Source organism: Clostridium amylolyticum (assembly GCF_900142075.1).
Taxonomy (GTDB): domain Bacteria; phylum Bacillota; class Clostridia; order Clostridiales; family Clostridiaceae; genus Clostridium_AA; species Clostridium_AA amylolyticum.
In genome coordinates, this window is record NZ_FQZO01000006.1 from 124,905 (window position 1) to 151,442 (window position 26,538).

At 32.4% G+C, this 26,538-nt stretch carries 24 protein-coding genes, 5 tRNA genes and 2 other annotated features; of the genes, 5 read left to right on the plus strand and 24 right to left on the minus strand.

Annotated elements, in window-relative coordinates; translation table 11 throughout:
• Positions 1 to 32: 32 nt before the first annotated feature.
• The 13 genes from BUA82_RS14045 to ytxC form a co-directional block, all read right to left on the minus strand.
• Positions 33 to 926: a bifunctional enoyl-CoA hydratase/phosphate acetyltransferase gene (locus tag BUA82_RS14045; protein ID WP_073009502.1), complete on the minus strand. Its 894-nt coding sequence runs from the start codon at positions 924 to 926 to the stop codon at positions 33 to 35.
• Positions 927 to 1,093: 167 nt separating this feature from the next.
• On the minus strand, positions 1,094 to 3,451 hold the full coding sequence (locus BUA82_RS14050) for an endonuclease MutS2 (protein WP_073009505.1): 2,358 nt from the start codon (positions 3,449 to 3,451) through the stop codon (positions 1,094 to 1,096).
• Positions 3,452 to 3,473: 22 nt separating this feature from the next.
• Positions 3,474 to 5,831: a U32 family peptidase gene (locus BUA82_RS14055; protein ID WP_073009508.1), complete on the minus strand. Its 2,358-nt coding sequence runs from the start codon at positions 5,829 to 5,831 to the stop codon at positions 3,474 to 3,476.
• Between the two features lie 105 nt (positions 5,832 to 5,936).
• Complete coding sequence (locus tag BUA82_RS14060) at positions 5,937 to 6,533, minus strand: cell division protein ZapA (protein ID WP_073009511.1); 597 nt, start codon at positions 6,531 to 6,533, stop codon at positions 5,937 to 5,939.
• Positions 6,534 to 6,608: 75 nt separating this feature from the next.
• On the minus strand, positions 6,609 to 8,990 hold the full coding sequence (gene pheT, locus BUA82_RS14065) for a phenylalanine--tRNA ligase subunit beta (RefSeq protein ID WP_073009514.1): 2,382 nt from the start codon (positions 8,988 to 8,990) through the stop codon (positions 6,609 to 6,611).
• Between the two features lie 12 nt (positions 8,991 to 9,002).
• Positions 9,003 to 10,022 carry a phenylalanine--tRNA ligase subunit alpha gene (gene pheS / locus BUA82_RS14070; RefSeq protein WP_073009517.1) on the minus strand — a complete coding sequence of 340 codons (1,020 nt, stop codon included), beginning with the start codon at positions 10,020 to 10,022 and terminating at the stop codon, positions 9,003 to 9,005.
• Between the two features lie 45 nt (positions 10,023 to 10,067).
• Positions 10,068 to 10,280, minus strand: a binding site (T-box leader).
• 36 nt (positions 10,281 to 10,316) lie between these two features.
• Positions 10,317 to 11,111, minus strand: a complete 795-nt coding sequence (locus BUA82_RS14075) for a TrmH family RNA methyltransferase (RefSeq protein WP_073009520.1) — start codon at positions 11,109 to 11,111, stop codon at positions 10,317 to 10,319.
• Between the two features lie 16 nt (positions 11,112 to 11,127).
• A complete protein-coding gene (locus BUA82_RS14080) occupies positions 11,128 to 11,790 on the minus strand; it encodes a potassium channel family protein (protein ID WP_073009523.1) in 663 nt (220 codons plus the stop codon).
• Between the two features lie 11 nt (positions 11,791 to 11,801).
• The gene (locus BUA82_RS14085) at positions 11,802 to 13,148 is read right to left on the minus strand and encodes a TrkH family potassium uptake protein (RefSeq protein WP_073009526.1); all 1,347 of its coding nucleotides are present in this window, start codon (positions 13,146 to 13,148) and stop codon (positions 11,802 to 11,804) included.
• Positions 13,149 to 13,313: 165 nt separating this feature from the next.
• Positions 13,314 to 13,673 carry a 50S ribosomal protein L20 gene (gene rplT, locus BUA82_RS14090; protein ID WP_073009528.1) on the minus strand — a complete coding sequence of 120 codons (360 nt, stop codon included), beginning with the start codon at positions 13,671 to 13,673 and terminating at the stop codon, positions 13,314 to 13,316.
• Between the two features lie 26 nt (positions 13,674 to 13,699).
• Positions 13,700 to 13,897, minus strand: a complete 198-nt coding sequence (rpmI, locus tag BUA82_RS14095) for a 50S ribosomal protein L35 (protein WP_073009531.1) — start codon at positions 13,895 to 13,897, stop codon at positions 13,700 to 13,702.
• Between the two features lie 20 nt (positions 13,898 to 13,917).
• Complete coding sequence (infC, locus tag BUA82_RS14100) at positions 13,918 to 14,442, minus strand: translation initiation factor IF-3 (protein ID WP_073009534.1); 525 nt, start codon at positions 14,440 to 14,442, stop codon at positions 13,918 to 13,920.
• Between the two features lie 23 nt (positions 14,443 to 14,465).
• Positions 14,466 to 14,583 (minus strand) — a sequence feature (ribosomal protein L20 leader region).
• 93 nt (positions 14,584 to 14,676) lie between these two features.
• The gene (gene ytxC / locus BUA82_RS14105) at positions 14,677 to 15,567 is read right to left on the minus strand and encodes a putative sporulation protein YtxC (RefSeq protein WP_073009537.1); all 891 of its coding nucleotides are present in this window, start codon (positions 15,565 to 15,567) and stop codon (positions 14,677 to 14,679) included.
• Positions 15,568 to 15,726: 159 nt separating this feature from the next.
• On the opposite strand from ytxC, the gene BUA82_RS14110 reads away from it, so the two are divergent.
• Together BUA82_RS14110 and BUA82_RS14115 are read left to right on the plus strand one after the other, a co-directional pair.
• Positions 15,727 to 16,425 carry a DUF6873 family GME fold protein gene (locus BUA82_RS14110; RefSeq protein ID WP_073009540.1) on the plus strand — a complete coding sequence of 233 codons (699 nt, stop codon included), beginning with the start codon at positions 15,727 to 15,729 and terminating at the stop codon, positions 16,423 to 16,425.
• A 141-nt stretch (positions 16,426 to 16,566) separates the two neighbouring features.
• The gene (locus BUA82_RS14115; RefSeq protein WP_073009543.1) at positions 16,567 to 17,055 is read left to right on the plus strand and encodes a hypothetical protein; all 489 of its coding nucleotides are present in this window, start codon (positions 16,567 to 16,569) and stop codon (positions 17,053 to 17,055) included.
• Positions 17,056 to 17,387: 332 nt separating this feature from the next.
• Here the strand turns inward: BUA82_RS14115 and BUA82_RS14120 are convergent.
• From BUA82_RS14120 to BUA82_RS14155, 8 genes are all read right to left on the minus strand, one after another.
• A tRNA-Cys gene (locus BUA82_RS14120) sits at positions 17,388 to 17,462 on the minus strand.
• A gap of 5 nt (positions 17,463 to 17,467) precedes the next feature.
• Positions 17,468 to 17,542: transfer RNA gene (locus tag BUA82_RS14125), tRNA-Gly, on the minus strand.
• A 3-nt stretch (positions 17,543 to 17,545) separates the two neighbouring features.
• Positions 17,546 to 17,621 (minus strand) — tRNA-Phe (locus tag BUA82_RS14130).
• 2 nt (positions 17,622 to 17,623) lie between these two features.
• Positions 17,624 to 17,700, minus strand: a tRNA-Asp gene (locus BUA82_RS14135).
• Positions 17,701 to 17,703: 3 nt separating this feature from the next.
• A tRNA-Val gene (locus BUA82_RS14140) sits at positions 17,704 to 17,779 on the minus strand.
• A 210-nt stretch (positions 17,780 to 17,989) separates the two neighbouring features.
• On the minus strand, positions 17,990 to 18,865 hold the full coding sequence (gene hslO, locus BUA82_RS14145) for an Hsp33 family molecular chaperone HslO (RefSeq protein WP_073009546.1): 876 nt from the start codon (positions 18,863 to 18,865) through the stop codon (positions 17,990 to 17,992).
• Positions 18,866 to 18,883: 18 nt separating this feature from the next.
• Positions 18,884 to 19,630 carry a class I SAM-dependent DNA methyltransferase gene (locus BUA82_RS14150; RefSeq protein WP_073009549.1) on the minus strand — a complete coding sequence of 249 codons (747 nt, stop codon included), beginning with the start codon at positions 19,628 to 19,630 and terminating at the stop codon, positions 18,884 to 18,886.
• A 72-nt stretch (positions 19,631 to 19,702) separates the two neighbouring features.
• Positions 19,703 to 19,960, minus strand: coding sequence for an alpha/beta-type small acid-soluble spore protein (locus BUA82_RS14155; protein ID WP_073009552.1), 258 nt, complete (start codon positions 19,958 to 19,960; stop codon positions 19,703 to 19,705).
• Between the two features lie 175 nt (positions 19,961 to 20,135).
• On the opposite strand from BUA82_RS14155, the gene BUA82_RS14160 reads away from it, so the two are divergent.
• Genes BUA82_RS14160 through dapB form a run of 3 tightly spaced genes read left to right on the plus strand, consistent with a single transcriptional unit; the run spans position 20,136 to position 22,800 of the window.
• Positions 20,136 to 21,128 (plus strand): aspartate-semialdehyde dehydrogenase, encoded by a 993-nt coding sequence (locus tag BUA82_RS14160; protein ID WP_073009555.1) that lies wholly within the window; start codon positions 20,136 to 20,138, stop codon positions 21,126 to 21,128.
• A gap of 18 nt (positions 21,129 to 21,146) precedes the next feature.
• Positions 21,147 to 22,028, plus strand: a complete 882-nt coding sequence (gene dapA / locus BUA82_RS14165; RefSeq protein ID WP_073009557.1) for a 4-hydroxy-tetrahydrodipicolinate synthase — start codon at positions 21,147 to 21,149, stop codon at positions 22,026 to 22,028.
• 13 nt (positions 22,029 to 22,041) lie between these two features.
• A complete protein-coding gene (dapB, locus tag BUA82_RS14170; RefSeq protein WP_073009562.1) occupies positions 22,042 to 22,800 on the plus strand; it encodes a 4-hydroxy-tetrahydrodipicolinate reductase in 759 nt (252 codons plus the stop codon).
• A 37-nt stretch (positions 22,801 to 22,837) separates the two neighbouring features.
• Here dapB and BUA82_RS14175 read toward each other — a convergent pair whose 3' ends face one another.
• Genes BUA82_RS14175 through BUA82_RS14185 form a run of 3 tightly spaced genes read right to left on the minus strand, consistent with a single transcriptional unit; the run spans position 22,838 to position 26,537 of the window.
• The gene (locus tag BUA82_RS14175) at positions 22,838 to 24,499 is read right to left on the minus strand and encodes a peptide ABC transporter substrate-binding protein (protein WP_073009565.1); all 1,662 of its coding nucleotides are present in this window, start codon (positions 24,497 to 24,499) and stop codon (positions 22,838 to 22,840) included.
• Between the two features lie 53 nt (positions 24,500 to 24,552).
• Positions 24,553 to 25,527, minus strand: a complete 975-nt coding sequence (locus tag BUA82_RS14180; protein WP_073009568.1) for an ABC transporter ATP-binding protein — start codon at positions 25,525 to 25,527, stop codon at positions 24,553 to 24,555.
• Complete coding sequence (locus tag BUA82_RS14185) at positions 25,527 to 26,537, minus strand: ABC transporter ATP-binding protein (RefSeq protein WP_073009571.1); 1,011 nt, start codon at positions 26,535 to 26,537, stop codon at positions 25,527 to 25,529. Before BUA82_RS14185 ends, BUA82_RS14180 begins: the two co-directional genes overlap by 1 nt.
• Position 26,538: the final 1 nt, after the last annotated feature.

Sequence of the window (26,538 nt, forward strand, 5' to 3'; positions counted from 1 at the left end):
TATATAAAAATCTATTAATGATAATACAGATTTTATCCGATGGCTGCCCCTAAAGCTATAGAATATAACTTAGATTTTGCAGTATCCGCTCTAGACACTAAAACAATAGGACATTTCGCTCCTACTATCACTCCTGCACTGACAGAACCAGCAAAATACGTTAAACATTTTCCTACCATATTTCCACATTCAATATTAGGTACAAGAAGCACATCAGCATCCCCTGCAACTTGGCTTACAACCCCTTTATGCTTCGCTGCTTCTAAGTTTATAGCATTATCAAAAGCTAAAGGACCATCAATGATACAACCTTTAATTTGTCCTCTTTTATTCATCATAGCTAAAGATGCTGCGTCTACGGTGGATTGCATTTTAGTATTTACATTTTCTATAGCTGCTAAAGCGGCAACTTTAGGAGTTTCTATATTAAATGCCTTACATACTGACAGCGCATTATTTATTATACCTACCTTATCCTTTAATTCTGGAAAAGTTACCATACCTCCATCTGTTAAAAATAATAATTTATGGTAATTAGGTACCTGGTAAACCATTACATGAGATAATGTATCATTTTTTCTTATGCCATATTCTTTATGCAGCACAGCTCTTAAAAGATCCGCTGTATTTAACTTTCCTTTCATTAAAAAGTCATTTTCACCATCTCTAATGGATTTTACCGCTTCTAGAGCGCACTGTGCTTCATCTTCTACATTTTTTATTTCCATATGCTTTAAATCAATATTGTTTTTTTCAGCAACTTTCCTTATGTTAACTTCATTGCCATAAATTTTAGCAGTAATTATTCCTAAATTTACTGCTTCATAAACGGCCTTTAAAACTTCACTATCTTCTGCTACTGCCACCGCTAGCCTTTTCTTCTCCAAGCTATTTGCTTTTTTTAACAAAATATCTAATGTGTTCATAGTACACCTCTACAAATTTATTTAATATTCTCTAAGCTTAGTATAAGAACTTTATCATATATATGTCAATTTATTCTAATAAAGCTTTATTAAATTAAAGGGCACATGAATAGACCATGCACCCTAATACAAGTTAAATTATTTATTTTTTTAAAGCATATCTCATCCTACTTTAATGTTACTACGGTTACCCCAGAACCGCCTTCACCGTATTCTCCTAATCTAAAGGATTTTACGTGAGGATGGCCTTTTAGCATATCTTGAATGGCTTTTCTTAAAATTCCTGTGCCTTTACCATGTATTACAGTAACTTCATTATAGCCTGCTATATAAGCTTCATCCAGATACTTATCAGTGCTGTATAGGGCCTCTTCTGCATCCATACCTCTTAAATCTACTGAGGTAGCAGTGGTTTTCATATTTAAATTAATCTTCTTTTTTGATATAACTTGTTTTTCTTCTTTATCCGTAGCTTCATTTAACTCAGCAGCTTTAACATTTATTTTCATTATCCCAGCTTGTACTTGTACCTCTCCTTTACTATCTGGAAGGGTTAATATAATAACTTTTTGATTTAACTTTGGAAGAAAGGCACTTTTCCCTATGGTGATTTTTTTTATCGGCAGACCTTCTGTTTTCTTTTCAATCTTTTCAGTAACTTCCATCTTTTCTAAGTTATCTTTTATCTTCTTTCTTTCCTCTTCCAGCATTTGTCGCGCTTCTGAAGAGTATCCCATCTTTTCCAATTCCCTTATATTTTTAAGTATATCATCCGCTTCTTCTTTGGCTTCTCTTAGGAGACTTTTCGCTTCTCTTTTTGCTTCTAGTTGAATATTTTCTCTTATCCTATCTATACCAGAAAGCTTAGCCTCATACTTTTCTTTAATTTTGCTCACTTCTGCCTTAAGAGCAGCTGCCATACGAGCATCATTTTCTGCTTTAATGCTCTTTTCTTGAAGGCTTTGAATAAGGTCTTCAAACTTAAGAGTTTCATTAGAAATTAACTCTTTAGAAGATTCTATAATGTAATCTGGTAGCCCCAACCTTCTTGATATTTCAAAGGCATTAGATTTTCCTGGTATACCAATAAGTAATCTATAGGTTGGCCTTAGAGTTTCTACATCAAACTCTACAGAGGCATTTTCCACTCCCATGGTTCTTAAAGCATAGGCCTTTAACTCGCTATAGTGGGTAGTAGCTAGTATCTTGCAGGATTTATTTCTTAAATATTCCAATATGGCTACTGCTAAAGCAGCCCCTTCAGTGGGGTCTGTACCTGCTCCTAATTCGTCTAATAAAACCAAGGAGTCTTTCTCAGCATTATTTATTATCTTAACGATATTGGTCATATGTGAGGAGAAGGTGGATAAACTTTGTTCTATGCTTTGCTCATCACCAATATCTGCAAATACTTCTTTAAAGAATCCTACGGTAGAATTCTTTCTTACAGGTATAAGCACACCGCTTAAGGCCATAATATGAAGCAGCCCTACGGTTTTTAGTGTTACAGTCTTTCCTCCAGTGTTAGGACCGGTTATTATAATAGAATTAAAATCCTTTCCTAAATATACGCTGCAAGGCACAACTTTACTTTCATCTATCAAAGGATGTCTTGCTTCAATGATATCAATATTTCCATCATAATCGATGGAAGGCATTTCACACCTAAGCTCACTAGCATATTTAGCTTTGGCAAATATGAAATCAAGTTCATAAAGAACTCTTTCATTATTCATCACCGCTTCAATATTATTGTAAACATCCTGTGAAAGCTCTTCTAGTATTCTTTCTATTTCTGCTTTTTCTTTAAGCATTAATTCTTTTATTTCATTATTTAAATTGACTAAGCTCATAGGCTCTATAAACAGCGTAGCTCCTGAAGAACTTTGGTCATGAACTAATCCAGGTACTGCTGACTTATATTCAGCCCTTACAGGGAGCACATATCTATCTCCCCTGACAGTATATAAATTATCCTGAAGATATTTAGCATTGCTTCTGACTAATGAATTTATTTTATCCCTTACTGAAGCATTTTTATCTTTTAAGCTTCGTCTAATATTATATAATGCGGCACTGGCATGATCCGATATCTCTTCTTCACCCACCACAGCCTTTAAAATTTTGTCCTCTAAGCTTCTTAAAGGGATAATTAAATCACATATGTCTTCAATGCTATAAAATGCTTCCTCCCCTTCTTTTCTCTGTAAAAAATCTTTAAATTTTCTAGAACATCTCATGGCATTGGCAATCTTTAAAAGTTGAGAGATGTTTAACACTCCTCCCTTTTCTGCCCTTACCACCGCTTCACTTATATCAAATAAGCCTTCAAAAGGAGGAGAACCCTTTTTGTATAGTAAATTAAGAGCCTCTTGAGTTTCTTTAAGCTTCTTTTCTACTTCCACTGGAGTTTCCAGTGGCTCTAAAGAAAGTACCAATGAAGACGCGGTATCCGTTATAGCATATTCTGCAATTTTATCCTTTATCTTATTAAATTCTAGGACCTTTAAAGCCTTAGTATTCATACTATCACCCTTTCCAGCACTATTATTCTACCCCTCGTTTATAGTGGCCTCTGGTAAAATCCTCATTACTTATATTATTATTTTTTTCACTTAATGAATTAATAATATTTAAACTTGTATCATAACCTTCATCTGTTAGATCTATTCTAAAAGCATTGATTCCCATATCTTTAAACTCACTTCTTTTATCTATTAGATTTAAAGGAACAGTATTTAATATAACGCTTCTACAAAATAAATCCGTATACACAGGAAACTCTTTATTTAATCTATCCTTTAATACATAAGTTCCCTTTTCACATTGGTTTTTACAACCTTTTCCATTACATTTTCCTCCTGCCACACTTCCAATAGGACAATATTCCATAGCCATCATTTCAATTTTACCATATATTACAGCTTGAAGTGGAATTTTGCTTTTAATTCCTATGTCATTTATTTCTTTTTTATTAAGCTCTACGCTTAATGCACATGCCTTTAAATCCTTATTATAGAAATTTGTACTGTGAAAATTGAATATATTTAACTTATAATCCCCTATTATGGCAGTTTTATTTTTAAATATATTAATTATACCTAAGTTGGCAGTTACTAGTCCTTTAATATTTTGTATATTTCTTTCTACTAAATTAGCAATAGAGTGAAACTCTTCTCTTATGATATTAGGAATTTTAAAGTAGATATCTTTGTCAGCACCACCTTTTAAATCTTCCTCTCTTATGCCATTATTTCTCCAAAATAAGTTTACTGCAGCTGTTTTTACATCACTTTGTAAAAAAGCCTTCCATTGTTCTTTTGTATTTATAACAATCATGTATTCTGGTAGCACTGAAGGAACAAAATTTATGCTTTCATAAGCATTATTAATTTTAGATTCTCTTGAATAACTTTCAATTATATCCTTTTCTATATTTTCTATAAGTATCCTTCTAGCTTTATTTATTTCTGATATTGGAAGAAATCCCTCTTCATAATAATTAGTGTGTATGTTTTCAACATAAAAGGTAGAACTTCCTGTTTTACTGATATTTTCTATTAGTTTTTCCATAGTAGTAGGTTTATTTATAGCCTTCTGTACTATTCCTTCTGATACCTGATAAAATTCATCATTATATTTGCAAGAGAGTGTAAAAGGTTTATCTACTGCAAAGGAAAAAGATATATTAATACTATTTTTTACCGATAAATTTGTATTTGTATAGGACTTATATTTATTATTAATCTTTTCACTGGAGGTTTTATAAAGGGTATCTCCTTTTTTGTAAGACAAAGGGAATAACTTTACCTTTTCTCCTTTTTGAGCATTATTAACCGAAAGATTTTCTTTGGTGATTTTACTCACTACAAATCCTTTATCTCCCATGCTTACACCATCATTAACCCCTATGTAGCTTTGTAAATTTATAGTTAAATCCTTATTAATCTTTCCCAAGAGAACTCCAGTATTTTTAGGGTTATTTATAGCCATAAGGTCTATACCTGGATTTCCATAAAGATAAGCTTTATTAAAGCCTTCTCTGTTAAAAAGCTGCAATAATTCCTCTTTGGATTCTTGAATATCAGTTCTTTCAGAATTAACTCCTTGTAATTGGTCTATTATTTTTCTATAGTTGCTCACCACACCTGCCACATACTCAGGTTTTTTCATACGCCCTTCGATTTTTAAAGATTTAGTACCGCTGTTTATAATATCTTGCACTATATCAATGGTACACATATCTTTTGGGCTCAATAAATACCCTTCTTTACTTTCATTAGTATCCTTATTTATTAGGGTATAGGGCATCCTACAAGCCTGGGCACATCTTCCCCTATTTCCGCTTCTTCCTCCTATTAAACTGCTCATTAAGCACTGTCCTGAATAGCTTACACAAAGAGCACCATGAACAAACATTTCCGTTTCAATGTTTAAGTCTTTTGATATGTATTCTATTTCTTTTAAGCTTAACTCCCTGGATAGCACTATTCTTTTAAAGCCCCTATCCACTAAATACCTTGCTGCTTCTCCATTATGAACAGTCATTTGAGTAGAAGCATGTATTTCAAAATCAGGATAGACTTGAGATAAATAGTAGGCAAGACCTGCATCTTGAATAATTAAAGCATCCACTCCCATAATATATAAACTATCAATATACTCTTTAGCTTCATTAAACTCTCTTTCCTTTATTAGGGTATTCAAGGTAACATATACCTTAACCCCTCTTAAATGAGCATATTCCAATGCCTTTTGTATGTTACTAAAATCGAAATTTCCAGCATAGGCTCTAGCAGAAAATTTATCTCCTCCTATATAAACCGCATCAGCACCAGCATTAATCGCTGCAATGAAGCACTCCATATTCCCTGCCGGTGCTAAAAGTTCTATATTTTCTTTCATAACTCATCTCTCCTATTCAAAGAATATTATATACAAATTATGCCTCATTTCACAATAAATCAATTAAATATTAATTTAAAATAAAAATAAGAACCATATAGGCTCTTATTTTTCATGATTAATCAGTACATTTTTACTTTTTCTCTCTTTTGCCAGCATTATCTGATTTTCTATGAGCTTATTTTGAAGATCCATAATCTTATACTTAGAGGATTGAACATTAAACTTTAAATCTTTATTTTCTTTCTTTAATGAAGCATTTTGTGTTCCGTATTTACTGATGGTATCCTTCATTATGTCTAATTCCTCATTTAAAGAATTAATTTTATTATTCTTTTCCTCAATTTCTTTTTCTGTTTCTACAGAAGTAGTTCTGCTTTGAAGTTCATCATTATATTTTTCTACTCTCTCAATATGCTTCTTTAATGTCTCAATCTCAGCAGAGTAATTACTTTCCTTCTCCTTTAAGCTCTTAACTTCTTTTTCCAGCTTATTGTATTCTTCGTAGGATTTAAATAATTCATCGGTGATGTTTACTGCGGAAAGCACCGCTGCAGAGGAAGTACTTAGCTTTTTATTAACATCCAGTATTCCTTTGATTTTCTTATCTGCATAAATGGCAACTTTATGTAGATATTCCTCGCTTTCCTCTCCTTTTAAATTGTACTCTAAACCATTTATCTTAACTGTAATCATATTCATAAAAGCACCCTCTTAGATAATAAAAGTATTCTCTATTTTATTTTATCATAATTACTCAGTTAAGAAAACAAGCAATCACCTTAATTGTGCACCTAATTTGTATTCTAGTGATCTAACTATCTTATCATGAACCTTATTGATATCATTATCTGTAAGAGTCCTATTTTCAGCTCTATAAACTATAGAATAAGCGATACTCTTCTTTCCATCTGGAATTTGCTTTCCTTTATAAACATCAAATAGTTTAATGGATTCTACTAAATTTCCACCTTGCTTTCCAATAGTATCTTCAATATCTTGAACCAATACAGCATCATCTACTATTAGTGCTAAATCTCTTGTCACTGCAGGATACTTAGGAAGAGGTTTATAACTTTTCTTTAAATTACTAAAGTTATAAAGTTCATCAAGATCAATTTCCGCAACATAACAAGGTAACTCTATTTCATACTTGTCACATACATCAGGATGTACTTCCCCTAATAGTCCAATTAGATTTTTGCCGCAATAAAGATCTGCGGTTTTTCCTGGGTGGAAGGCCGTATTAGAACTTTGTCTCTTAAAGGTAAAGTTATTTACCCCTAGTGAATCCAGTAGGTTTTCTATTATTCCTTTCAAGTGATAGTAGTCCACTCTTCCATATAGTCCTACACACAGCACATTTTTTTCATTAGGCAACACATCTTCTCTTTCTTTTGGAAGATATATCTTACCTATTTCAAATAATCTTGTACTTTCAATATTCCTTGAATAGTTTCGTGATAAGGACTCCATCATAGAAGGAATGGTAGTTGTTCTCATTATACTAAAATCTTCACCTAAAGGATTTTTAATTTTTATATTATTTCTTAAATAACTATCTTCTGGTGCATTTATCTTATCCAAGGTTTTAGGGCTTACAAAGGAATAGGATATAGATTGATATAATCCACTAGAAATCATGGTGGATATAACTAAATCATCTGTTCTTTGTTTTAAATTCTTTGTTTCCTTTTCCGCCACAGTTTTAGTAATAGTAATTGGAATATTATTATATCCATATATTCTAGCAATTTCTTCTGCAATATCTTGTTTTATATTAACATCAATTCTAAAACTAGGTACCTTTATTAATAATATATCCTTTTGTATTTCAGTTTTTAATTCTAGCCTATCAAGATACTCTTTCATCTCTTCAGCAGAAAGAGCAGTTCCTAAAAACTCATTTACCCAAGGCCATTGCACTGATATTTCTTTGGCAGGTACAGGATTAGTATATATATCTATAGTTCCTTCTACAATGTCTCCGGCCTGTAACTCCTCCACTAAGCTGCATGCTCTATCCATAGCAATCTCAGCTAAATCCGCATGGATTTCTTTCTCAAATCTTGAGGAAGATTCAGTTCTTAGACCTAACTTTTTAGAGTTCACCCTTATATTTATTCCGTTAAAGTTTGCACTTTCAAATATTACTTCTGTGGTATCTTCTTTTATCTCTGAATCTAATCCACCCATTATTCCTGCTAACCCTATTATTTTATCACTATCTTTTATACAGAGCATATCACTGTTTAGTTGTCTTTCCACTTCATCTAAAGTAGTAAACTTTTCACCTTCTTTGGCAGTGTCTACTACAATTTTACCAGAGTTAATTTCTCTTTTGTCAAAAGCATGCATAGGCTGACCTAATTCAATCATAACAAAATTTGTTATATCTACTATATTATTAATAGGCCTTACCCCTGCTGCCAAAAGCCTTTCTTGCATCCACTCAGGTGAGGGTGCAATCTTCACATTCTTTATAGCTCTAGCCATATATCTGTTACATTTTTCTTTATCTAATATCTCCACTTGTATCTCGTCTTGTATATTTCCCTTAAGAGAGGTTTCATAGTGGGTATTAGGCATGGAATAGTGAATACCTAGTGTAGCTGCTGTCTCTCTTGCAATTCCTATAACGCTTAAGCAATCAGGCCTATTAGAGGTAATTTCAAAATCTATTACTTCATTATTTAACCCTAGAACTCCCTTGATATCCTTTCCCATAGGAGTATCTTTTGGAAGAATCATAAGACCATGTACAGGCTCTTCTGTAGGAATGCCTAGTTCTTCTTCTGAACACATCATGCCGTTAGACACTATGCCTCTTAATTTTCCTTTTTTTATTTTCATGCCATTAGGTAAGGAAGCGCCATGTAAAGCTACTGGAACTATGTCACCCTCCACCATATTATTGGCACCAGTCACTATCTGAACTAGTTCTTTTTCCCCTACATTAAGCTGACAAATAACTAGTTTATCAGCATCTGGATGTGGCGCTATACTTTCTATTTTGCCAGTAACCACATTGGTTATTTCATCTCCTGCAGATATTACTTCTTCTACTTTTGAACCTGACAAAGTCAATCTATCAGCTAATTCTTTTGCGTCTATATCTATTTGGACATAATCTTTAAGCCATTTATATGGAACTTTCATGTTAAATACCTCCTAAAATTGATTAAGAAATCTCATATCGCTTTCGTAAAGCAGTCTAATGTCATCAATGCCATATTTAAGCATAACCATCCTATCCACTCCAAAACCAAAAGCAAATCCGCTATACACCTCTGGGTCTATGCCACAGTTTCTGAGAACATCAGGGTGAACCATACCACAGCCTAAAAGCTCTATAAAACCGCTGCCTTTACATACTCTGCAGCCTTCTCCTTGACATACAAAGCAAGTGGCATCCATTTCCGCTGAAGGTTCTGTAAAAGGGAAATGATGTGGCCTAAACTTTGTCTCAATTTTATCGCCAAACATCTTTTTAGCAAATAGTTCTAAAGTCCCTTTTAAATCCGCAAAGGTTATACCTTTATCTATTACCAAACCTTCTAGTTGATAAAATATTGGAGAATGAGTTGCATCCGCAGCATCTGATCTAAAAACCTTTCCTGGAGAGATCATCTTTATTGGAGGTTTTTGTTTCTCCATGGTTCTAACTTGCACAGGTGAAGTTTGAGTTCTTAGAACTAATTTATCATTTATATAGAAGGTATCTTGCTCACTTCTAGCTGGATGATTCTTTGGTATATTTAATGCTTCAAAATTATAATAATCCAGTTCTACTTCTGGTCCTTCTTCAATGGCAAAACCCATGGACATAAATATTTCCTTCATATGTTCTAAGGTTAAATCTAAAGGATGTCTTTTGCCTATTATATTTTTTTTACCAGGCATGGAAATATCAATAACTTCTTTCTGAAGTTTATTAGCCTTTTCTTTTTCCTTTATTTCCCTGGAAATGCTTTCAATGGATTTTTCTATTTCTTCTCTTACTTCATTTGCTATTTTACCAATTAAAGGCCTTTCCTCCGGTGACAAAGCTCCCATACCTCTTAATATGGAAGTTAATTCTCCTTTTTTTCCTAAATACTTTACTCTAACTGCTTCTAAATCTGAATTACTTATTATACTTTTTAATTCAAACAATGCCTGTTCACTGATTTGTGTAAGCTTTTCTCTCATTATTTTTCTCCTTTCAAGTATTTTTTAAAATAAAAAAACTGCTGAAAAAGGGACGGATTATCCGCGGTACCACCCTAATTAGCAGTTGTTGCTCTCTCAATAAAAATAACGGTTTTTACCGCTAACCACTACTATAAATTCGCAGTTAGAACTCCTGAGTGAACTTCAATATAAGTACCTTTAAGAAAGCTCTCAATCTTTGGCTTTCATTCCCTGTTTAAATTAACTTATATCTACTCTCTCATTCACAGTCTTTATATTTTAGTAATATGATATAACTAAAACTCAATAAAATCAAGAATGTTTTTTTAATCTTTGTCTCAATGCTTCAAACATAACTACAGATGCTGCTACAGAAGCATTAAGGGACTCTAAATTTCCCATCATAGGTATTATCACCCCATAATCGCAAAAAGTCAATATTTTCTTCGTAAGACCAGAGGCTTCATTTCCTATGCAAAAAACTACATTATTAGATAAATCTAAATCATAGATACTTTTATTTGCTTGCAGTGAAGTACCAATAAATTCATAGAAATTATCCTTTAAGCTTTTAGAAAAACTCAAATTTTCATCTTCTAATATCACTGGTACCCTAAATATGGAGCCCATGGTAGCTCTAAGTACCTTTTCATTTAGAAAATCTACAGTTCCTTTGGTACAAATAACCCCTGAAGCGCCTACTGCATCAGCAGTTCTTATGATAGTTCCCAAATTACCTGGGTCTTGAATTTGATCTACTAAAACATAGATTCCTTCTTTGATATTTGGATCTGGAAATTGGAATTCTACCACTGCCAATATACCCTGAGGGCTTTCAGTATCACATAGTTCTTTAAAGAAATTTTCTTTAACAATAATTTCCAGAGGATCATTACCTGATAACAAAGTTTGCATTTCTTCATAATGCTTATCTATAAAGTCTTGGGTGTATATTATATATTCAATTTTAACCTTAGACTTAAGTGCCTCTTCAACAAATCTATATCCTTCTATGATATATCTTTTTTGTTCATATCTATATTTCTTGTTTTTTAATTTTTTTACTTCTTTAAAGATTTTGTTGTCTTTGCTCTCAATGTGTATCAAGTAATTCCCCCCATTATTATTTGTTTAAAATTAATTCCAGCTTTCCTAAATCATCAGCAGAACCAATAGCTACTATTATGTCATTAGGATATACTATATCCTCTGCCTTAGGTGAAACATTAATCTCATTTTCATTTTTTATTGCCATGACATTGATTCCATAATTGGTTCTCATGCCTATTTCTCTCAACGTCTTATTATGCCACTCTTTTGGGGTCTCTATTTCCATTATGCTATAATCAGGAGAAAGTTCAATATAATCTAATATACTAGAGGAAACCAAATTGTGTGCTACTCTTACTCCCATATCCTTTTCTGGTAGTATAACTCTATCCACCCCTATTTTATATAGAACCTTAGCATGTAAATCGCTTTGACCTTTTGCAATAATATACTTTACTCCTAGCTCTTTTACTAATAACGCCACCATTACGCTAGCTTGTATGTTAGAACCTATAGTAACTACGGCTACATCAAAATTTCTTATACCTAGAGTTCTTAACGCTGCCTCATCTGTAGCGTCCATTTGTATAGCATGAGTAACAGAATCTGACACTTCCTGTACTAAATCTTCATCCATATCGATAGCCAAAACATCATTACCTAATGCATATAGTGTCTTTGCTACTGAAGTTCCAAATCTTCCTAAACCTATAACCACAAATTGTTTATTAGACATATTAAACACCCCTAACCAACTATAATTTTATCTTCAGGATATCTTATTCCTGAGTTGCTTTTATTTCTAGTTAAAGCCAACACTACTGTCAAAGGTCCCACTCTTCCGCAATACATAGTTAAAGCCAGCAGTATCTTGCCAATAGAAGTAAGCTTTGTAGTTAACCCTAAAGTTAATCCTACTGTACCAAAAGCAGAAGTAACCTCGTATAATAAATACTCAAAAGATGCTCCTATTTCAGTTATAGAAAGAAGCATTGTTACTGTGATTACTAATAGAAGACCTACAATTATAACCGCCAGTGACTTATATACTATATCTCTTGGTATTCTCTTTTTGAAAATCTCAGTGTCTTCTCTTCCTTTTATAACAGAAATAACTGTCATCACCAATACTCCAAAGGTAGATGTTTTAATACCACCTGCTGTGGATCCTGGAGAACCTCCAATAAACATCAATATTATAGTAAGGAATTTACCTGCAGTGGTCATACCATCTGTAGGAATAGAATTAAAACCTGCTGTCCTAGGTGTAACAGAAGTAAACCAAGCATTTATAATCTTTCCTTTAATGCTTAATGGTTGTAATGTAGAAGGATTTTTAAATTCAAATAAGAACATTAATAGCGCACCACCAAATATCAATATGGTGGTCATAAGAATTACAAGCTTAGAATGAGTGGACATTTTTTTTAGGCCTTTATAATTATATATTTCTGACCAAACTATGAAACCTAATCCACCCACAGCTATTAATGAGCCTATGGTAAGTATAATAACAATATTTTCAGAATAACCTGTAAGACTGCTAAATCCACCAATCAAATCAAATCCAGCATTACAAAAAGCAGATATGGAATGCCAAATACTGTAGTAAATACCTTTTGCCAAACCAAACTCTGGTATAAATTGAGTAGATAGTAAAAGACCTCCCATAAGCTCTACAGAAAAAGTAAAAATAAGCACATACTTTGCAAGCTTTACAAGGCCTTGAAGATTAAATGTATTCATCGACTCTTGCATTATTAATCTTTCTCTCAATGTTATCTTTTTACCTAATATAAGCGATAGTAAAGTAGCAAAGGACATAAATCCTAAGCCCCCTATCTGAATTAGGGTAATAATAACGGTTTTACCAAAATAATTCCAATGTGTTCCAGTATCTAAAGTTACTAAACCTGTTACACACACCGCAGAAGTAGCTGTAAATATACAATCTATAAAACTTGTATTAGTACCATCTGCAGAGGATATGGGTAAAGTAAGCAGTATAGCCCCCGTTAATATCACTATTGCAAATCCTATGGCTAATATCTGCACAGGATTTAAGCGAATTTTTTTTAACAGTTTCCTTTCCATTTTATCACCTCTAAGACTATAGGTAATTTCAATTTTAACTCTAAATATATCACTAATATATTAAATTTATCATAAAATTATACGAGAGAAATATTGAGTATAATTAAATATCTATTAAAAATAATTGTAATATAATAAAAATGCGACATTAGTCGCATTTAATTATTAAGCATTTATTTGTTTTTTTGCAATTTCTACTAATTCAGCAAAGGCTTTTGGATCATTAATTGCTATTTCAGAAAGCATCTTTCTGTTAACATTAACCCCTGCAAGTTTCATACCGTTCATAAATCTGGAATATGATAATCCATTCATTCTTGTAGCAGCATTTATTCTTGCTATCCATAGTTTTCTGAAATCTCTTTTCTTTAACTTTCTTCCAACATATGCATTTCTTAATGCTCTAATAACAGATTCATTAGCAGTTTTGAAAAGCTTACTTTTTCCACCATAATAGCCCTTTGCAAGCTTTAATACTTTTTTATGATTTTTACGAGCATTAACAGCTCTTTTAACTCTTGCCATTTTGCAAACCTCCTACTCCGTAGTTCTTATAGATATGGTAATAATTTCTTCATGTTCTTTTCTTGTGTAGGTGAAACATAAGAAGCTTTTCTTAAATTTCTTTTTCTCTTAGAACTCTTCTTAGTTAATATATGGCTTTTGAAAGCTTTTGCTCTCTTAAGCTTTCCGCTACCTGTTTTCTTAAATCTTTTTGCTGCACCTCTATGAGTCTTCATTTTTGGCATGATAAAATCCTCCTCTCAAGTTATGCTTTCTTTGGAGCCAAAATCATTATCATATTTTTACCTTCTAGTTTAGCAGGTTTTTCAATGACACCTACGTCATCTAATTTAGAAGCAAAATTCACAAGTATTTTTTGTCCTATATGTGCATAGTCTGCTTCTCTTCCTCTAAACCTTATGGTTACTTTAACTTTGTCTCCATCATTTAAAAATTTTCTAGCATTATTTGCCTTAATGCTAATATCATGTTCTTCTATTGATGGGCTAAATCTAATTTCTTTGATGTTTATAACTTTTTGTTTTTTCTTTGCTTCTTTGTCTTTTTTAGATTGCTCGTAGATAAACTTACCATAATCCATAAGCTTACATACAGGTGGATTTGCTCCAGGAGATATCATTACTAAATCTGTTTCTTTCTCTTCGGAAAGTTTTAAGGCATCTCTAGATGACATAATTCCTAGCATTGAACCATCAATGTCAATAACTCTTATCTCTTTTTCTCTAATCTCTTCATTAAGCAAATAATTTTTATTATTAATACTTTTCACCTCCGGTAATGTATGGGCAAGATAAAATATAAAAAGGACGGCATAAGCCGTCCTCTATATATCACCAAAAAAAATTCAAGTAATATTTAAACCTAACTAGCAGTGCTGTAAGGTGAGAAACGGCTGTTTCTGCTTGACATAGAAAGTTTATCATCATGAAATATATTTGTCAAGTACTTTTTTAAATTATCCATTTAAATACTTTAATACTTTATAAACTAATATTAATTTACATCAAATCTTAATTTTATTTGTTGTACATAGTTTGCAGTTATGGCAAAGTGTAACCCTGTCCGTAAATACATTTTTTATGGTTTCCAATAGTTCTTTATTTCTACAATTATCCTTACCATGAATGATTACTTTTCTAGGTGAATTAGTAATTAATCCACTTATTATTATATCTTCAATGTTAATAGCTCCACCGAATTTGCTCTCCGAAAGATCGCTTATAAAATCCTCAAATATATCATTACCATAACCATCCATAACTTTATAGTTTCCCGATGTATCAATTATTATATTTACCTCATATATCTTGCTTTCTTGGATATCTACAAAGTATTTTAATAATTTTATAAATTCGTTATATTCTTTTTCAATCATATATTTTTCCACGACTTTATCTACTATACTCTCTAAATCATTAATTAAATCCTTCATTCTAAAAGTTATAAAACCATTAATGTTAATCTCCCTTTTTTCTTCAATGCACAATTTTATTTTATCAATTATATCGTTTATTCTGTTCATATAAAATACGTAACTGTCGTCTGATCCTTCAATTTTTCCCAATAAAATTTTCATGGATTTATCTTCAACTGTTAATATTTCATCATGTTTAAGGAAAAAGTAGGTGTCCGTTATCAATTCGTACATTTCTCTTTTTTTAAAAAAATCCACCACTATTTTATATAAAATATTGCTTATATATAAATACACCATATTCTGCAACTTGTCACTATAATCACTATCTTCACATAGAATTTTTATGAAGTGGGTGTTTCCTTCTATACTTTCAGATATTCCTAAGATAACATTTTTAGATTTAAAACTATGACGCATACTTTGTATATCTTCTATGATGTTTATCTCGCCTTCGTAGGCAAGCTTGATGAGCAGCATACTTACCTCACTCCCTTCTTAAATATAGTATGTATTTAAAAGAAATGTATATACAAATTTCTTGAAACAATTATCGACATTCAAAAAATATTTATTATATGTGATAATTAAATTAAAATAGATACTATAATGCAATAATTTAATAAGGAGTATGAGTTTATGAAATATGCTGTAGTGGATTATAGAATTTCACTGGAAGAAATTTATAATTTAGAAAATTTAGGTTATAAGATTTTAAAATGTCCTAAAAGCAGTGAGGTATATGAAGCAATTAATGGTCATCCGGATATTCAAATGCATGTAGTGGATGAAAAAAATATAATACTTCAAAGAAATGCTGACAATTTTTTTATGGAGTCCTTGGCATCCTGTGGATATAACCTTATTAAAAGCAGTCATTCCCTTAAAGATAAATATCCAAGAGATATTATATTAAATTCCTATAGTACAGAAAGTTTTTTTATACATAATACACTTTATACAGACCCGCAATTATTGTGCAGAGTTCAAGATAAAATAATCATTAATGTTAAGCAAGGTTACACTAAATGCTCCATATTGCCTGTGGATAATAAAGCTGTAATAACCAATGACCCCTCCATTGAAAGGTCACTAAAAAAATATGATTTTGATGTTTTACTTTTACCTTATGGTGATATATCCTTACCAGGTTTTAACTATGGATTTATAGGCGGATGTGGCGGAAAAACTTCTCTTGGCGAGATGTGTTTTTTTGGCCATCTAAAATATTATAAGTATAAAAATGAAATCATCAATTTTCTAAATAGATATAATATCAAACCAATTTATCTATATAATGGTCCCCTAATAGATAGAGGAAGTTTATTTGTAATATAAAATAGGAAAGTATTGTATGTTTCATATTCATCTCCAGGTGCCTAATAAATAATTTGTCGAATTATTTTGCGCGGTAAATTTCACCCTTTGTACTATAAAATCATACTTTATTATTGTAGGTAAATTACTTGGAGGTTTGTAATGTATTATAGAAACAACTTAGATATTAGTGCAGAGAATATGGATGAGCGTAAAAAACACCATGAGGATCATGAAAAAGAGGATAATAAATTTATGCCTTTTATGTATTATCCCATGATGCATAATCCAATGATGCATTGTAATCCCATGATGCATACAATGGAGCATCATCTAATGATGCATTGTTGCCCAATGGCTCAACCCTATAGCATGATGCAAGGTAATTCAATGATGCAAAGCCCGCAAATGATGCAATCTAATCCCATGATGCCCCATTGTGGAATGCATGGCCATATGAAGAATGAAAGAGATGACATCAGTGATATGGATTTAAATTATCGTTCTCCTAACTATGATTATTATCATCACCATGGTTATCCATATCATCAACATCATCATAACTATTACCCTTATTATCACCACCATTATCCATACTATAATTATTTCTATTTTCCTTATCCCATGCCTTATCATTTCTATAGACCTTAAAACTTTTAAAATATTTACTCGCAGCAGAGATACTACTGCTTATAATATTAATATCTATTTAACTTAAGATATAAAAAAAGCTACCAGAAATACAAAAAGAAAACCCTGGAATATCCAGGGCTATTTTTATTTCTTTAATTGCAATTTAATTTCAAACTCCTTGCGTTCACCATCAAACTTATTGTCAGCACCTTTCCTAGCATTCCATTTAAGTTTAATCCATTTTATATCCTTAGATGTTCCAGCTTTTTAAGGAGAGATAATCAGTTTAAACTACAATCTTTTTTAAAACAAAACCCTTCGGGAAATCTCATTCCCAAAGGGTTTGTATATGGAGGCGCCACCCAGATTTGAACTGGGGAATAAAGGTGTTGCAGACCTTTGCCTTACCGCTTGGCTATAGCGCCGTGTATGGAGCGGAAAACGAGATTCGAACTCGCAACTTTCACCTTGGCAAGGTGACACTCTACCGTTGAGTCATTTCCGCAACTGGTGGCCAGACCAGGAATCGAACCAGGGACACGAGGATTTTCAGTCCTCTGCTCTACCGACTGAGCTATCTGGCCCTTGGCGACTCAGAAGGGGCTCGAACCCTCGACCTCCGGCGTGACAGGCCGGCACTCTAACCAACTGAGCTACTGAGCCCTATGGTGGGAACAACAGGGATCGAACCTGTGACCCTCTGCTTGTAAGGCAGATGCTCTCCCAGCTGAGCTATGCTCCCAAACATCATCGCACAATAAAATTATAATATATGTAATTATTAAAGTCAATAATGTAAACCTTACAAAGATAGGTAAAAAGTAAGAAGTAAGAGGTAAGATAGAATAGTTAAGAAATTTGAAAATTCCGTGAGTTTTATCCATAACCCTTACCTCTTAGCTCTTACCTTTAACTTATATTTACCTCTTCACTCTTACCTCTTACCTATTACTTATATATTTTTTATCAATTCTCCAATATCCTCATGGGTAAATATATACTTTTTATTGCAAAAGTGACATAGTAATTCTTCATCTTTACCTTCTTCATAAATAGCATTTAATTCTTTTTTCCCAATGCTTAATAGTGCTCTCTCTACCTTTTCTTTAGAACAGTCGCAAACATATTTAGGAACAACGCTTTCAGATATCTTTAAATCCATATCTTCAAAAATTATTTCTAAGATCTCATCTATACTATGTCCAGAGGAAAGCATTTCTGATACTGATTTAGCTTCTTGAAGCCTATAGGAAACCAAATCAGCTAAAAGATCGTCAGCACCTGGCATCATTTGAATAATAAATCCACCAGCTGCTTTAATAGAATAATCTACATCCACCAACACTCCTAAAGATACTGCAGATGGTGTCTGCTCTGAAACAGTAAAGTAATATGCAAAATCTTCAGCTATTTCCCCTGTATATATAGGTACTTGTCCTACATATGGTTCTTTTAAGCCCATATCTCTAATAACAACCAGGTTACCTTGTTTTCCTATGGCTCCTCCTACGTCTAATTTGCCCTTGTTATTTAAGGGAATATCTACATTAGGATTCCCAATGTACCCTTTAACGGATGCATCGCTATGAGCGGTAACTACTACCCCCTTAGCTTCCCCACCTCCATTAATTTGAAGGGTTATGGAATCACTTTCATTTTTAAGCATGGAACCTAAAAGGCTTCCTGCAGTAAGCATTCTGCCTAATGCAGCTGCAGCGGTAGGTGTGCAGCTATGTATCTTAACTCCTTCATTAACCAATTCTTTAGTAGAAGCAGCTATAATTCTAATCATGCCTTCTTTTGCTGTTGCTTTAATTAATCTATCCATATAAATAAACCTCCAGTTTTATTCTTTTCTTAAAACATAAACAATTCTTTCTGTGGTACTATGTACCTTAGAATCTATAGTGTAATCATCAAACTTATTTAGAATAGTAAAATTAAGTTCTTTTAAAATTCCTTCAATATAACTTTCACTATAAGCTCTTTCTATGTGTTCCTCTTCAAATCTCTTATAGTACTCCCCTTCCTGAATAAAAAAGGTTAAGTACATGTACAAATTATCCTCTTCAAAGTCATTTTCCCAAGTGTAAAAAAGTTCTGGGGTATTATAGGTAAAGGTATTATTGCCTAATATACTACTTAGTTTATAATAGGAATTTATATCAAAAATAAATATTCCACCACTTGCTAAATGGTGATAAACTTTAGAAAAAAAGCTTTTTAATTTACTAGGGTCATGTATATAATTAACCGCATCTAATACGCAGGTAATAACATTAAACTCTCTATATAAGTTTAATTCTGTCATGTCCTGATATATTAAATTAGCTTTTATATTATTTTCTCTAAGTTTATTATCTGCTTCCATAAGCATATCTTGAGAATAGTCCACAGCCCAAACCTCTGTAAAGCTTCTGCTTAGTAGTGCAGTAACAGTACCTGTACCACAAGCAATATCTAAATATTTATCCTTATGTATTTGATACTTATTAATAACATCCATTATAAATGAGGATATTTTATCATAATCGATATCTTCATAAATTAAATCATCGTATACATGTGCTAAATTTTCATAACATTTTATCATTAAGCATACCTCCTATAGGGATGTATTACTTAATAATATTATAGTTAAAACTATTTATCGTCAATACACCTTTTATTTACCACTTGTCTTTAGAATCTCGTTATTGCTGGGAATGTTTAGAGTTTTCTTTCTTTTAGTCATTATTCCTCCAATTCTTCCTGTTTCTTCCGCTGTTAATCCACTCCACCCCAATTCATCTACTTTATCTCTAAGACCTAACTCTTCTGCTATTTCATACTTCATTTTTTCTCTTAACTTTTCTGCCTCGGTTAATTCCCTATTAGATTGAAGTTTAGATTTTATAACCTTTTTTAATGGTGTTTTGCTCATTATTCTTCACCACCTAATAAATTTTAATGTAATACTCTATATTTTAACCTAGGAGAAATAAATTATTCTTAATAAACAGTGTATATAATGATAAAATATAAATTAATATAACTGTTATATATTTTTCACTATCATAGTTATATAATATAATATAATTACTTAAGGAGGGATTTACGTGTCATACAATTTAGCAATAGTAGGAGCAACAGGAATGGTTGGAAGGCAATTTATAGATATTTTAGTGGAAAGAAATTTTCCAATAAAGGAAGTTTATATGTTCGCCTCAAAAAAATCAGCCAATAGCATTATAAAATTTGATAACAAAGAAATAACCGTAGAAGAACTTAATGAAGATAATATTAAATCTAAAAAAATAGATATAGCTTTATTTTCTGCAGGAGGTGATATCAGCCTTAAATACGCTCCAATTTTTGCAGCTCAAGGTGCTGTGGTTATTGATAATAGTTCCGCTTGGAGAATGGACCCCTCTGTACCTTTAGTGGTACCAGAAGTTAATGCTGAAGATATACTATGGAATAAAGGTATAATTGCAAACCCTAACTGTTCTACTATACAAGCTATGGTGGCTTTAAAACCTTTATATGATAATTTTGGCATAAAGAGAGTTATTTATTCCACTTACCAAGCAGTATCTGGAGCTGGTGTACAAGGTTTAAAGGACCTAGAAGATGGTTTGAAAGGTGAAAAACCAAAAAAGTTTCCTCGTGCCATTACTAACAATCTAATACCTCATATCGATGTATTCTTAGAAAATGGATATACCAAAGAAGAGATGAAAATGATAGAAGAAACAAAAAAAATATTGCATGATGATAAGCTAAAAGTCACCGCTACCACTGTTAGGGTTCCAGTTTTTTATGGCCATAGCGAGAGCATAAATGTTGAATTAAACGAGGCTTTCCAATTAGACCATTTAAAAGATGTTCTTAAAAACTTTCCGGGTATAGTGGTTCAAGACAATCTAGAAGAGTTGGAGTATCCTACCCCTCTTGAGTGCCAAGGAAAAGATGAAGTTTTTATTGGCAGAATACGTAGGGATTTCAGTGTAGAAAATGGTGTTAATCTTTGGGTAGTAGCAGATAACATAAGAAAAGGCGCAGCACTAAATGCTGTTCAAATAGCAGAATATTTAATAAAAAATAAATAATTTTAAGGAGAGATTTATATGGCTATTTTTAAAGGTTCCGGCGTAGCAATAGTAACCCCTTTTAATAAAGATGGGGTTGATCTAAAAAAATTAGAAGAGTTAATTGAATGGCATATTTCTAAAGATACTGATGCCATAATAATTTGTGGCACCACTGGTGAAGCTTCTACCATGACAGAAGCTGAAAGAAAAGAAACCATTAAATTTACCGTGGAAAAGGTTAATAAGAGAATTCCCGTAATAGCTGGTACCGGCACTAACAATACCGCCGCTTCTATAGCTATGAGTAAATGGGCTGAATCTATAGGTGTGGATGCCTTGCTAATTATAACTCCTTATTATAATAAAACTACTCAAAAAGGGTTAATAGAGCACTTTAAAGCTATAGATGATGAAGTGAATATCCCCATAATAGTTTATAATGTTCCTGGAAGAACAGGCATGAATATTACCGCTAGTACTTTAAAAGAATTATGTAAGCTTAAAAATATAAAAGCAATAAAAGAAGCTAGTGGTAACATTAGTCAAATAGCAGAATTTAAAGCTCTATGTGGAGATGAAATAGATATTTATTCCGGAAATGACGACCAAATTATACCTATCCTATCCCTAGGTGGTATCGGTGTTATATCAGTACTTGCCAATATAATTCCTAAAGAAGTTCATGATATGTGCAATCTATATTTAGAGGGAAAGGTTAAGGAAGCTTTAAAGATTCAACTAGATACTCTAAGCTTAACCAATGCATTATTTATAGAAACCAATCCAATTCCAGTTAAAACAGCATTGAATTTAATGGGCTTTGAAGTAGGTCGCCTAAGACTTCCTCTTTGTGATATGGTAGAAGGAAATTTAGAAACTCTAAAAAAAGAATTGATTAAAAATAACTTAATAAAATAGATAGGAGGCTATTATGACCAATATAATTCTAAATGGATGTAATGGAAAAATGGGGCAGACTATTTCTTCAATAATAAGCAAATTTGAAGATTTAAATATTGTAGCAGGTATAGATAAGAATTTAGAATCAAAATTCGGTTATCCTATATTTCAAGATATAGCCTCAGTAAATATTCAGTATGATGTGTTACTAGACTTTTCAAGACCAGATGCTTTAGAATCTTTAATAGATTATTCTATTAAAAATTCTAAACCTTTAATACTATGCACCACAGGTTATACTCCAGAGCAACTTAAATATATAGAATACTCCAGCAAAAAGATACCTATATTCCGCTCAGCAAACATGAGCATGGGGGTAAATGTAGTTTCTCAAATCCTTAAAGCTGTTACTCCTTTGTTATATGAGGATTTTGATATAGAAATAATAGAAAAGCATCACAATGAAAAAGTTGATGCTCCTAGCGGCACCGCATTACTTCTTGCAGATTCTATTAGAAGCTCTATTAAAGAAGATACTAAAATAGTTAATGGCAGAAGCGGTTCCAGCAAAAGAAACCATAATGATATAGGAATACATGCCATTAGAGGCGGAAATATCGTAGGAGATCATGAAACCATATTTGCAGGCAGCGGAGAGATTATAGAAATTACCCACAAGGCTTTATCTAGAGAAGTTTTTGCTTTTGGAGCATTAAAAGCTTGTAAGTTTATTAAAGATAAAACTCCTGGATTATACGATATGTCTAATATGATAAAATTAAATATATAAAAAAGTCAGGAGCTGCGGCTCCTGACTTTTTTATATATTAGTGTTTTTCTACTACAGCTTTATCGAAGAATACAAAGCCTAAAGGTGACTTTCTAACATTCTTTACATATTCTTTTGTACACATAATATTTGTATAATAGTATACTGGAATTATTGGCATATCATCCATCAAAACCTCTTCTGCTTGATGTAGATACTCTGTTCTCTTTGCTAGGTCTCTTTCCTTTTTAGCAGAATCTATTAAGTTATCATATTTTGGATTACTATAACCCGCATCATTATTACCAGAACTTGTAGTCCACATATCTAAAAAGGTCATAGGATCTACATAGTCAGCTATCCAAGCATGTCTAGCTACTACATAGTTTTTAGTATTTCTAGTCTTTTGGAATACCTTCCACTCTTCATTTCTAAGTTCAATTTCTATATTAAGATTCTTTTTCCACATATCTTGAACAGCTTGTGCTATATTTTGATGAGCTTCATTAGTATTATAACTCAAAACTATCTTAGGGAATCCTTTACCATCTGGATATCCTGCTTCTTGTAAAAGCTTCTTTGCAGCATCAACATCTCCATTAGCTTTATAATACTCCTTAGAGGTAAAATCTTTATTTTCATGATCTGGAATACCTTTAGGTACAAAACTAAATGCAGGTATCTGTCCACCTTTGGTTACATTTTCTACTATTAATTGTCTATTTATAGCTAAAGCTAAAGCTTTTCTAACTTTTGGATCTTTTATAACTTTTGCAGCTGCCGGATCCACTTTTTCCACATTAGGGCTTAAGTTTAAACAATAGAAATAGGTTCCTAAATAAGGATATAACTTTGCAGTTCCATCCTTTAACAATTGAGGAGTTTCTTGAGCTGGTGGTTGTTCTATAATATCTACTTCTCCAGATCTAAAAGTAGCCAAAGCTGAAGTAGCTTCTTCTATCATCTTATACTCTATAGTATCTAAAGTTACATTTTTAGTATTCCAATAATTTTCATTCTTAACAAATACAAGTGTATCTTTAGGTTTCCATTCTTTCATTTTAAATGGACCATTACATATATAACTTTCTGGTTTTGTTGCCCAAGCTTCTGGATCTTTCTCAACAATATCCTTCCTTACAGGGAAATAAGTGGGGAAAGCCATTAAAGATAAAAAGTAGGTAGTTGCATATTCAAGATTTACTTTTAAGGTAGTTTCATCTACAGCCTTAACACCTACATCCTCTGCCTTAGCCTCACCTTTATTAAATTTTTCTCCATTTTTAAGGTAATAAAGTTGATATGCATATTCTGCTGCTACTTTAGGTTCTAATGCTCTTTTCCAAGCATACTCAAAATCTTGCGCCTTAACTTGTTGGCCATCAGACCATTTTGCATCTTTTCTAAGTTTAAAAGTGTACTCCAATCCATCAGATGAAACTTCCCATTTTTCAGCGACTCCAGCAATAGGTTTATCATTTTCATCTAGTTTCATAAGTCCTTCAAAAGCATTTGAAAGTACAGTTGCCCCATCTACTGCAGCATTCAAAGCAGGATCTAAAGTTTTTGGATCTACTCCCAGATTATATTTTATAATTTGAGGAACGTTTTCTTTAGCAGTATTATCTTGTCCATTATTCTTCCCGCAACCCGCTAAAGCTGATGTGCTAATGGCTAATGCCAAAAACACAACGGATAATTTAGATAATCTTTTTAACATTAAATTTCCCCCTTTAATTTATATATTTAAACTTGGCTAAGCCAAAATTTATGCTAGGAATACAAGTGACAAGCAACAAAATGCCTAGGTTCCACCTCTATAAGTTCTGGATCGACTTCATTACAGATAGGTTTAGCATATCTGCATCTGCCCTTAAACTTGCAACCTGGAGGTGGGTCTATAGGAGAAGGTATTTCTCCTTCTAGCACTATTCTTTTTTTTGAAGCAGATATATCTGGATCTGGTATAGGTATAGCAGACAACAACGCTTTAGTATATGGATGCAATGGGTTCTTATAGAGTTCATTACTATTAGTTATTTCTACAAGGTTACCTAAATACATAACCCCTACTCTATTAGAAATATGTTTAACCATAGAAAGATCATGAGCAATAAACAAATAGGTTAATCCTAAATCTCTTTGTAAATCTTCCAACATATTAACTATCTGAGCTTGTATAGAAACATCCAATGCTGATATCGGTTCATCACAAATTATACACTCCGGCTCTACGGCTAAAGCTCTTGCAATTCCTATTCTCTGTCTTTGACCTCCTGAAAACTCATGAGGATATCTATTTATATGATCACTGTTTAGTCCTACTTTTCTAAGTAAATACTGTATCTTTTCAGTTCTCTCTTTACCTTTTGCAAGCTTATGAATATCTATAGCTTCTCCTACAATATCACCCACAGTCATTCTAGGGTCAAGAGACGCATATGGATCTTGAAATATCATCTGAATTTTTCTTCTAAAAGGAAGAACTTTATTATAATCATAATTTGTTATATCTTCGCCATTATACAATATCTTTCCAGCAGTAGGCTCATAAAGCTTAACAATGGTTCTTCCTGTGGTGGTTTTCCCGCAACCAGATTCTCCTACTAACCCTAATGTCTCACCCTTATTTATGGTAAAAGAAACTCCATCCACCGCTTTAACATAGCTTTTAGGAGCAAATAAGCCTTTTTTAGCTCTAAAATACTTTTTTAAGTTTTTTACTTCTAAAAGAACTTCGTTACCCATTATGCATTACCTCCTTGTGCATCTGCATTAATCTTAGGTGCTAAGCCATGATTCAACCAGCAGGCAGCATTATGCTCATTATTTATCTCGAACATGGGTGGCTTACTATTCATACATATTTTCATCGCATAATCACACCTATCAGTAAAAGGACATCCTACAGGTGGTTTCAATAAATCTGGAGGCTGACCATCAATTGGATTTAATCTCTCTTTTGCTATATTTTTAGGGTTTGGAACACTCTTTAATAATCCCCAAGTATATGGGTGTTTAGGATTGTAAAATATATCTCTGGTAGTTCCTGATTCTACAATCATTCCACCATACATTACATTTATTCTAGAACACATATCTGCCACTACACCTAAGTCATGTGTGATAAGTATTATAGAAGTATTGAGTTTATCTTTTAAATCCTTCATTAATTCTAATATTTGCGCTTGAATAGTAACATCTAAAGCAGTAGTTGGCTCATCAGCTATTATCAGTTTAGGATTGCAAACAATAGCCATAGCTATCATTGCTCTTTGTCTCATTCCTCCTGAAAACTCATGAGGATATTGCTTCATTCTTTTTTCTGCACTAGGAATCCCTACCAGTTGTAGCATTTTTACCGCAGTGTCAAAAGCATCCTTTTTACTCATATTTTTATGCTTCATCAGCGGTTCTATAAGCTGATTTCCAATAGTATAAACTGGGTTTAATGATGTCATAGGATCTTGAAATATCATCCCAATATCATTTCCTCTTATTTTTTGCATTTGCTTTTCACTTAGTTTTGTCAGATCAGAGCCTTCAAAAATAATTTGTCCGTCTAATATTTTTCCATTTTCTTCAAGTAAACGCATCATAGACATCATAGTTATACTTTTACCAGAACCAGATTCCCCTACTATTCCTAAAGCTTCACCTCTTTTTAAATATAAAGAGACTCCTCTTACAGCTTGAACTTCTCCTACATGAGTAAAAAAAGATGTTTTAAGATTATTTATACTTAATAATGTATCCATA

Bases quoted from the DNA above. Each gene is read 5' to 3' on its own strand.
- BUA82_RS14045 (WP_073009502.1), bottom strand. From the start codon at position 926: ATGAACACATTAGATATTTTGTTAAAAAAAGCAAATAGCTTGGAGAAG.
- BUA82_RS14180 (WP_073009568.1), bottom strand. From the start codon at position 25,527: ATGGGTAACGAAGTTCTTTTAGAAGTAAAAAACTTAAAAAAGTATTTT.
- dapB (WP_073009562.1), top strand. From the start codon at position 22,042: ATGACCAATATAATTCTAAATGGATGTAATGGAAAAATGGGGCAGACT.
- ytxC (WP_073009537.1), bottom strand. From the start codon at position 15,567: ATGCTGCTCATCAAGCTTGCCTACGAAGGCGAGATAAACATCATAGAA.
- BUA82_RS14150 (WP_073009549.1), bottom strand. From the start codon at position 19,630: ATGATAAAATGTTATGAAAATTTAGCACATGTATACGATGATTTAATT.
- dapA (WP_073009557.1), top strand. From the start codon at position 21,147: ATGGCTATTTTTAAAGGTTCCGGCGTAGCAATAGTAACCCCTTTTAAT.
- BUA82_RS14055 (WP_073009508.1), bottom strand. From the start codon at position 5,831: ATGAAAGAAAATATAGAACTTTTAGCACCGGCAGGGAATATGGAGTGC.
- BUA82_RS14110 (WP_073009540.1), top strand. From the start codon at position 15,727: ATGAAATATGCTGTAGTGGATTATAGAATTTCACTGGAAGAAATTTAT.
- BUA82_RS14050 (WP_073009505.1), bottom strand. From the start codon at position 3,451: ATGAATACTAAGGCTTTAAAGGTCCTAGAATTTAATAAGATAAAGGAT.
- BUA82_RS14115 (WP_073009543.1), top strand. From the start codon at position 16,567: ATGTATTATAGAAACAACTTAGATATTAGTGCAGAGAATATGGATGAG.
- BUA82_RS14175 (WP_073009565.1), bottom strand. From the start codon at position 24,499: ATGTTAAAAAGATTATCTAAATTATCCGTTGTGTTTTTGGCATTAGCC.
- pheT (WP_073009514.1), bottom strand. From the start codon at position 8,990: ATGAAAGTTCCATATAAATGGCTTAAAGATTATGTCCAAATAGATATA.
- rplT (WP_073009528.1), bottom strand. From the start codon at position 13,673: ATGGCAAGAGTTAAAAGAGCTGTTAATGCTCGTAAAAATCATAAAAAA.
- BUA82_RS14080 (WP_073009523.1), bottom strand. From the start codon at position 11,790: ATGTCTAATAAACAATTTGTGGTTATAGGTTTAGGAAGATTTGGAACT.
- pheS (WP_073009517.1), bottom strand. From the start codon at position 10,022: ATGAGAGAAAAGCTTACACAAATCAGTGAACAGGCATTGTTTGAATTA.
- BUA82_RS14155 (WP_073009552.1), bottom strand. From the start codon at position 19,960: ATGAGCAAAACACCATTAAAAAAGGTTATAAAATCTAAACTTCAATCT.
- BUA82_RS14085 (WP_073009526.1), bottom strand. From the start codon at position 13,148: ATGGAAAGGAAACTGTTAAAAAAAATTCGCTTAAATCCTGTGCAGATA.
- BUA82_RS14060 (WP_073009511.1), bottom strand. From the start codon at position 6,533: ATGAATATGATTACAGTTAAGATAAATGGTTTAGAGTACAATTTAAAA.
- BUA82_RS14185 (WP_073009571.1), bottom strand. From the start codon at position 26,537: ATGGATACATTATTAAGTATAAATAATCTTAAAACATCTTTTTTTACT.
- hslO (WP_073009546.1), bottom strand. From the start codon at position 18,865: ATGGATAGATTAATTAAAGCAACAGCAAAAGAAGGCATGATTAGAATT.
- rpmI (WP_073009531.1), bottom strand. From the start codon at position 13,897: ATGCCAAAAATGAAGACTCATAGAGGTGCAGCAAAAAGATTTAAGAAA.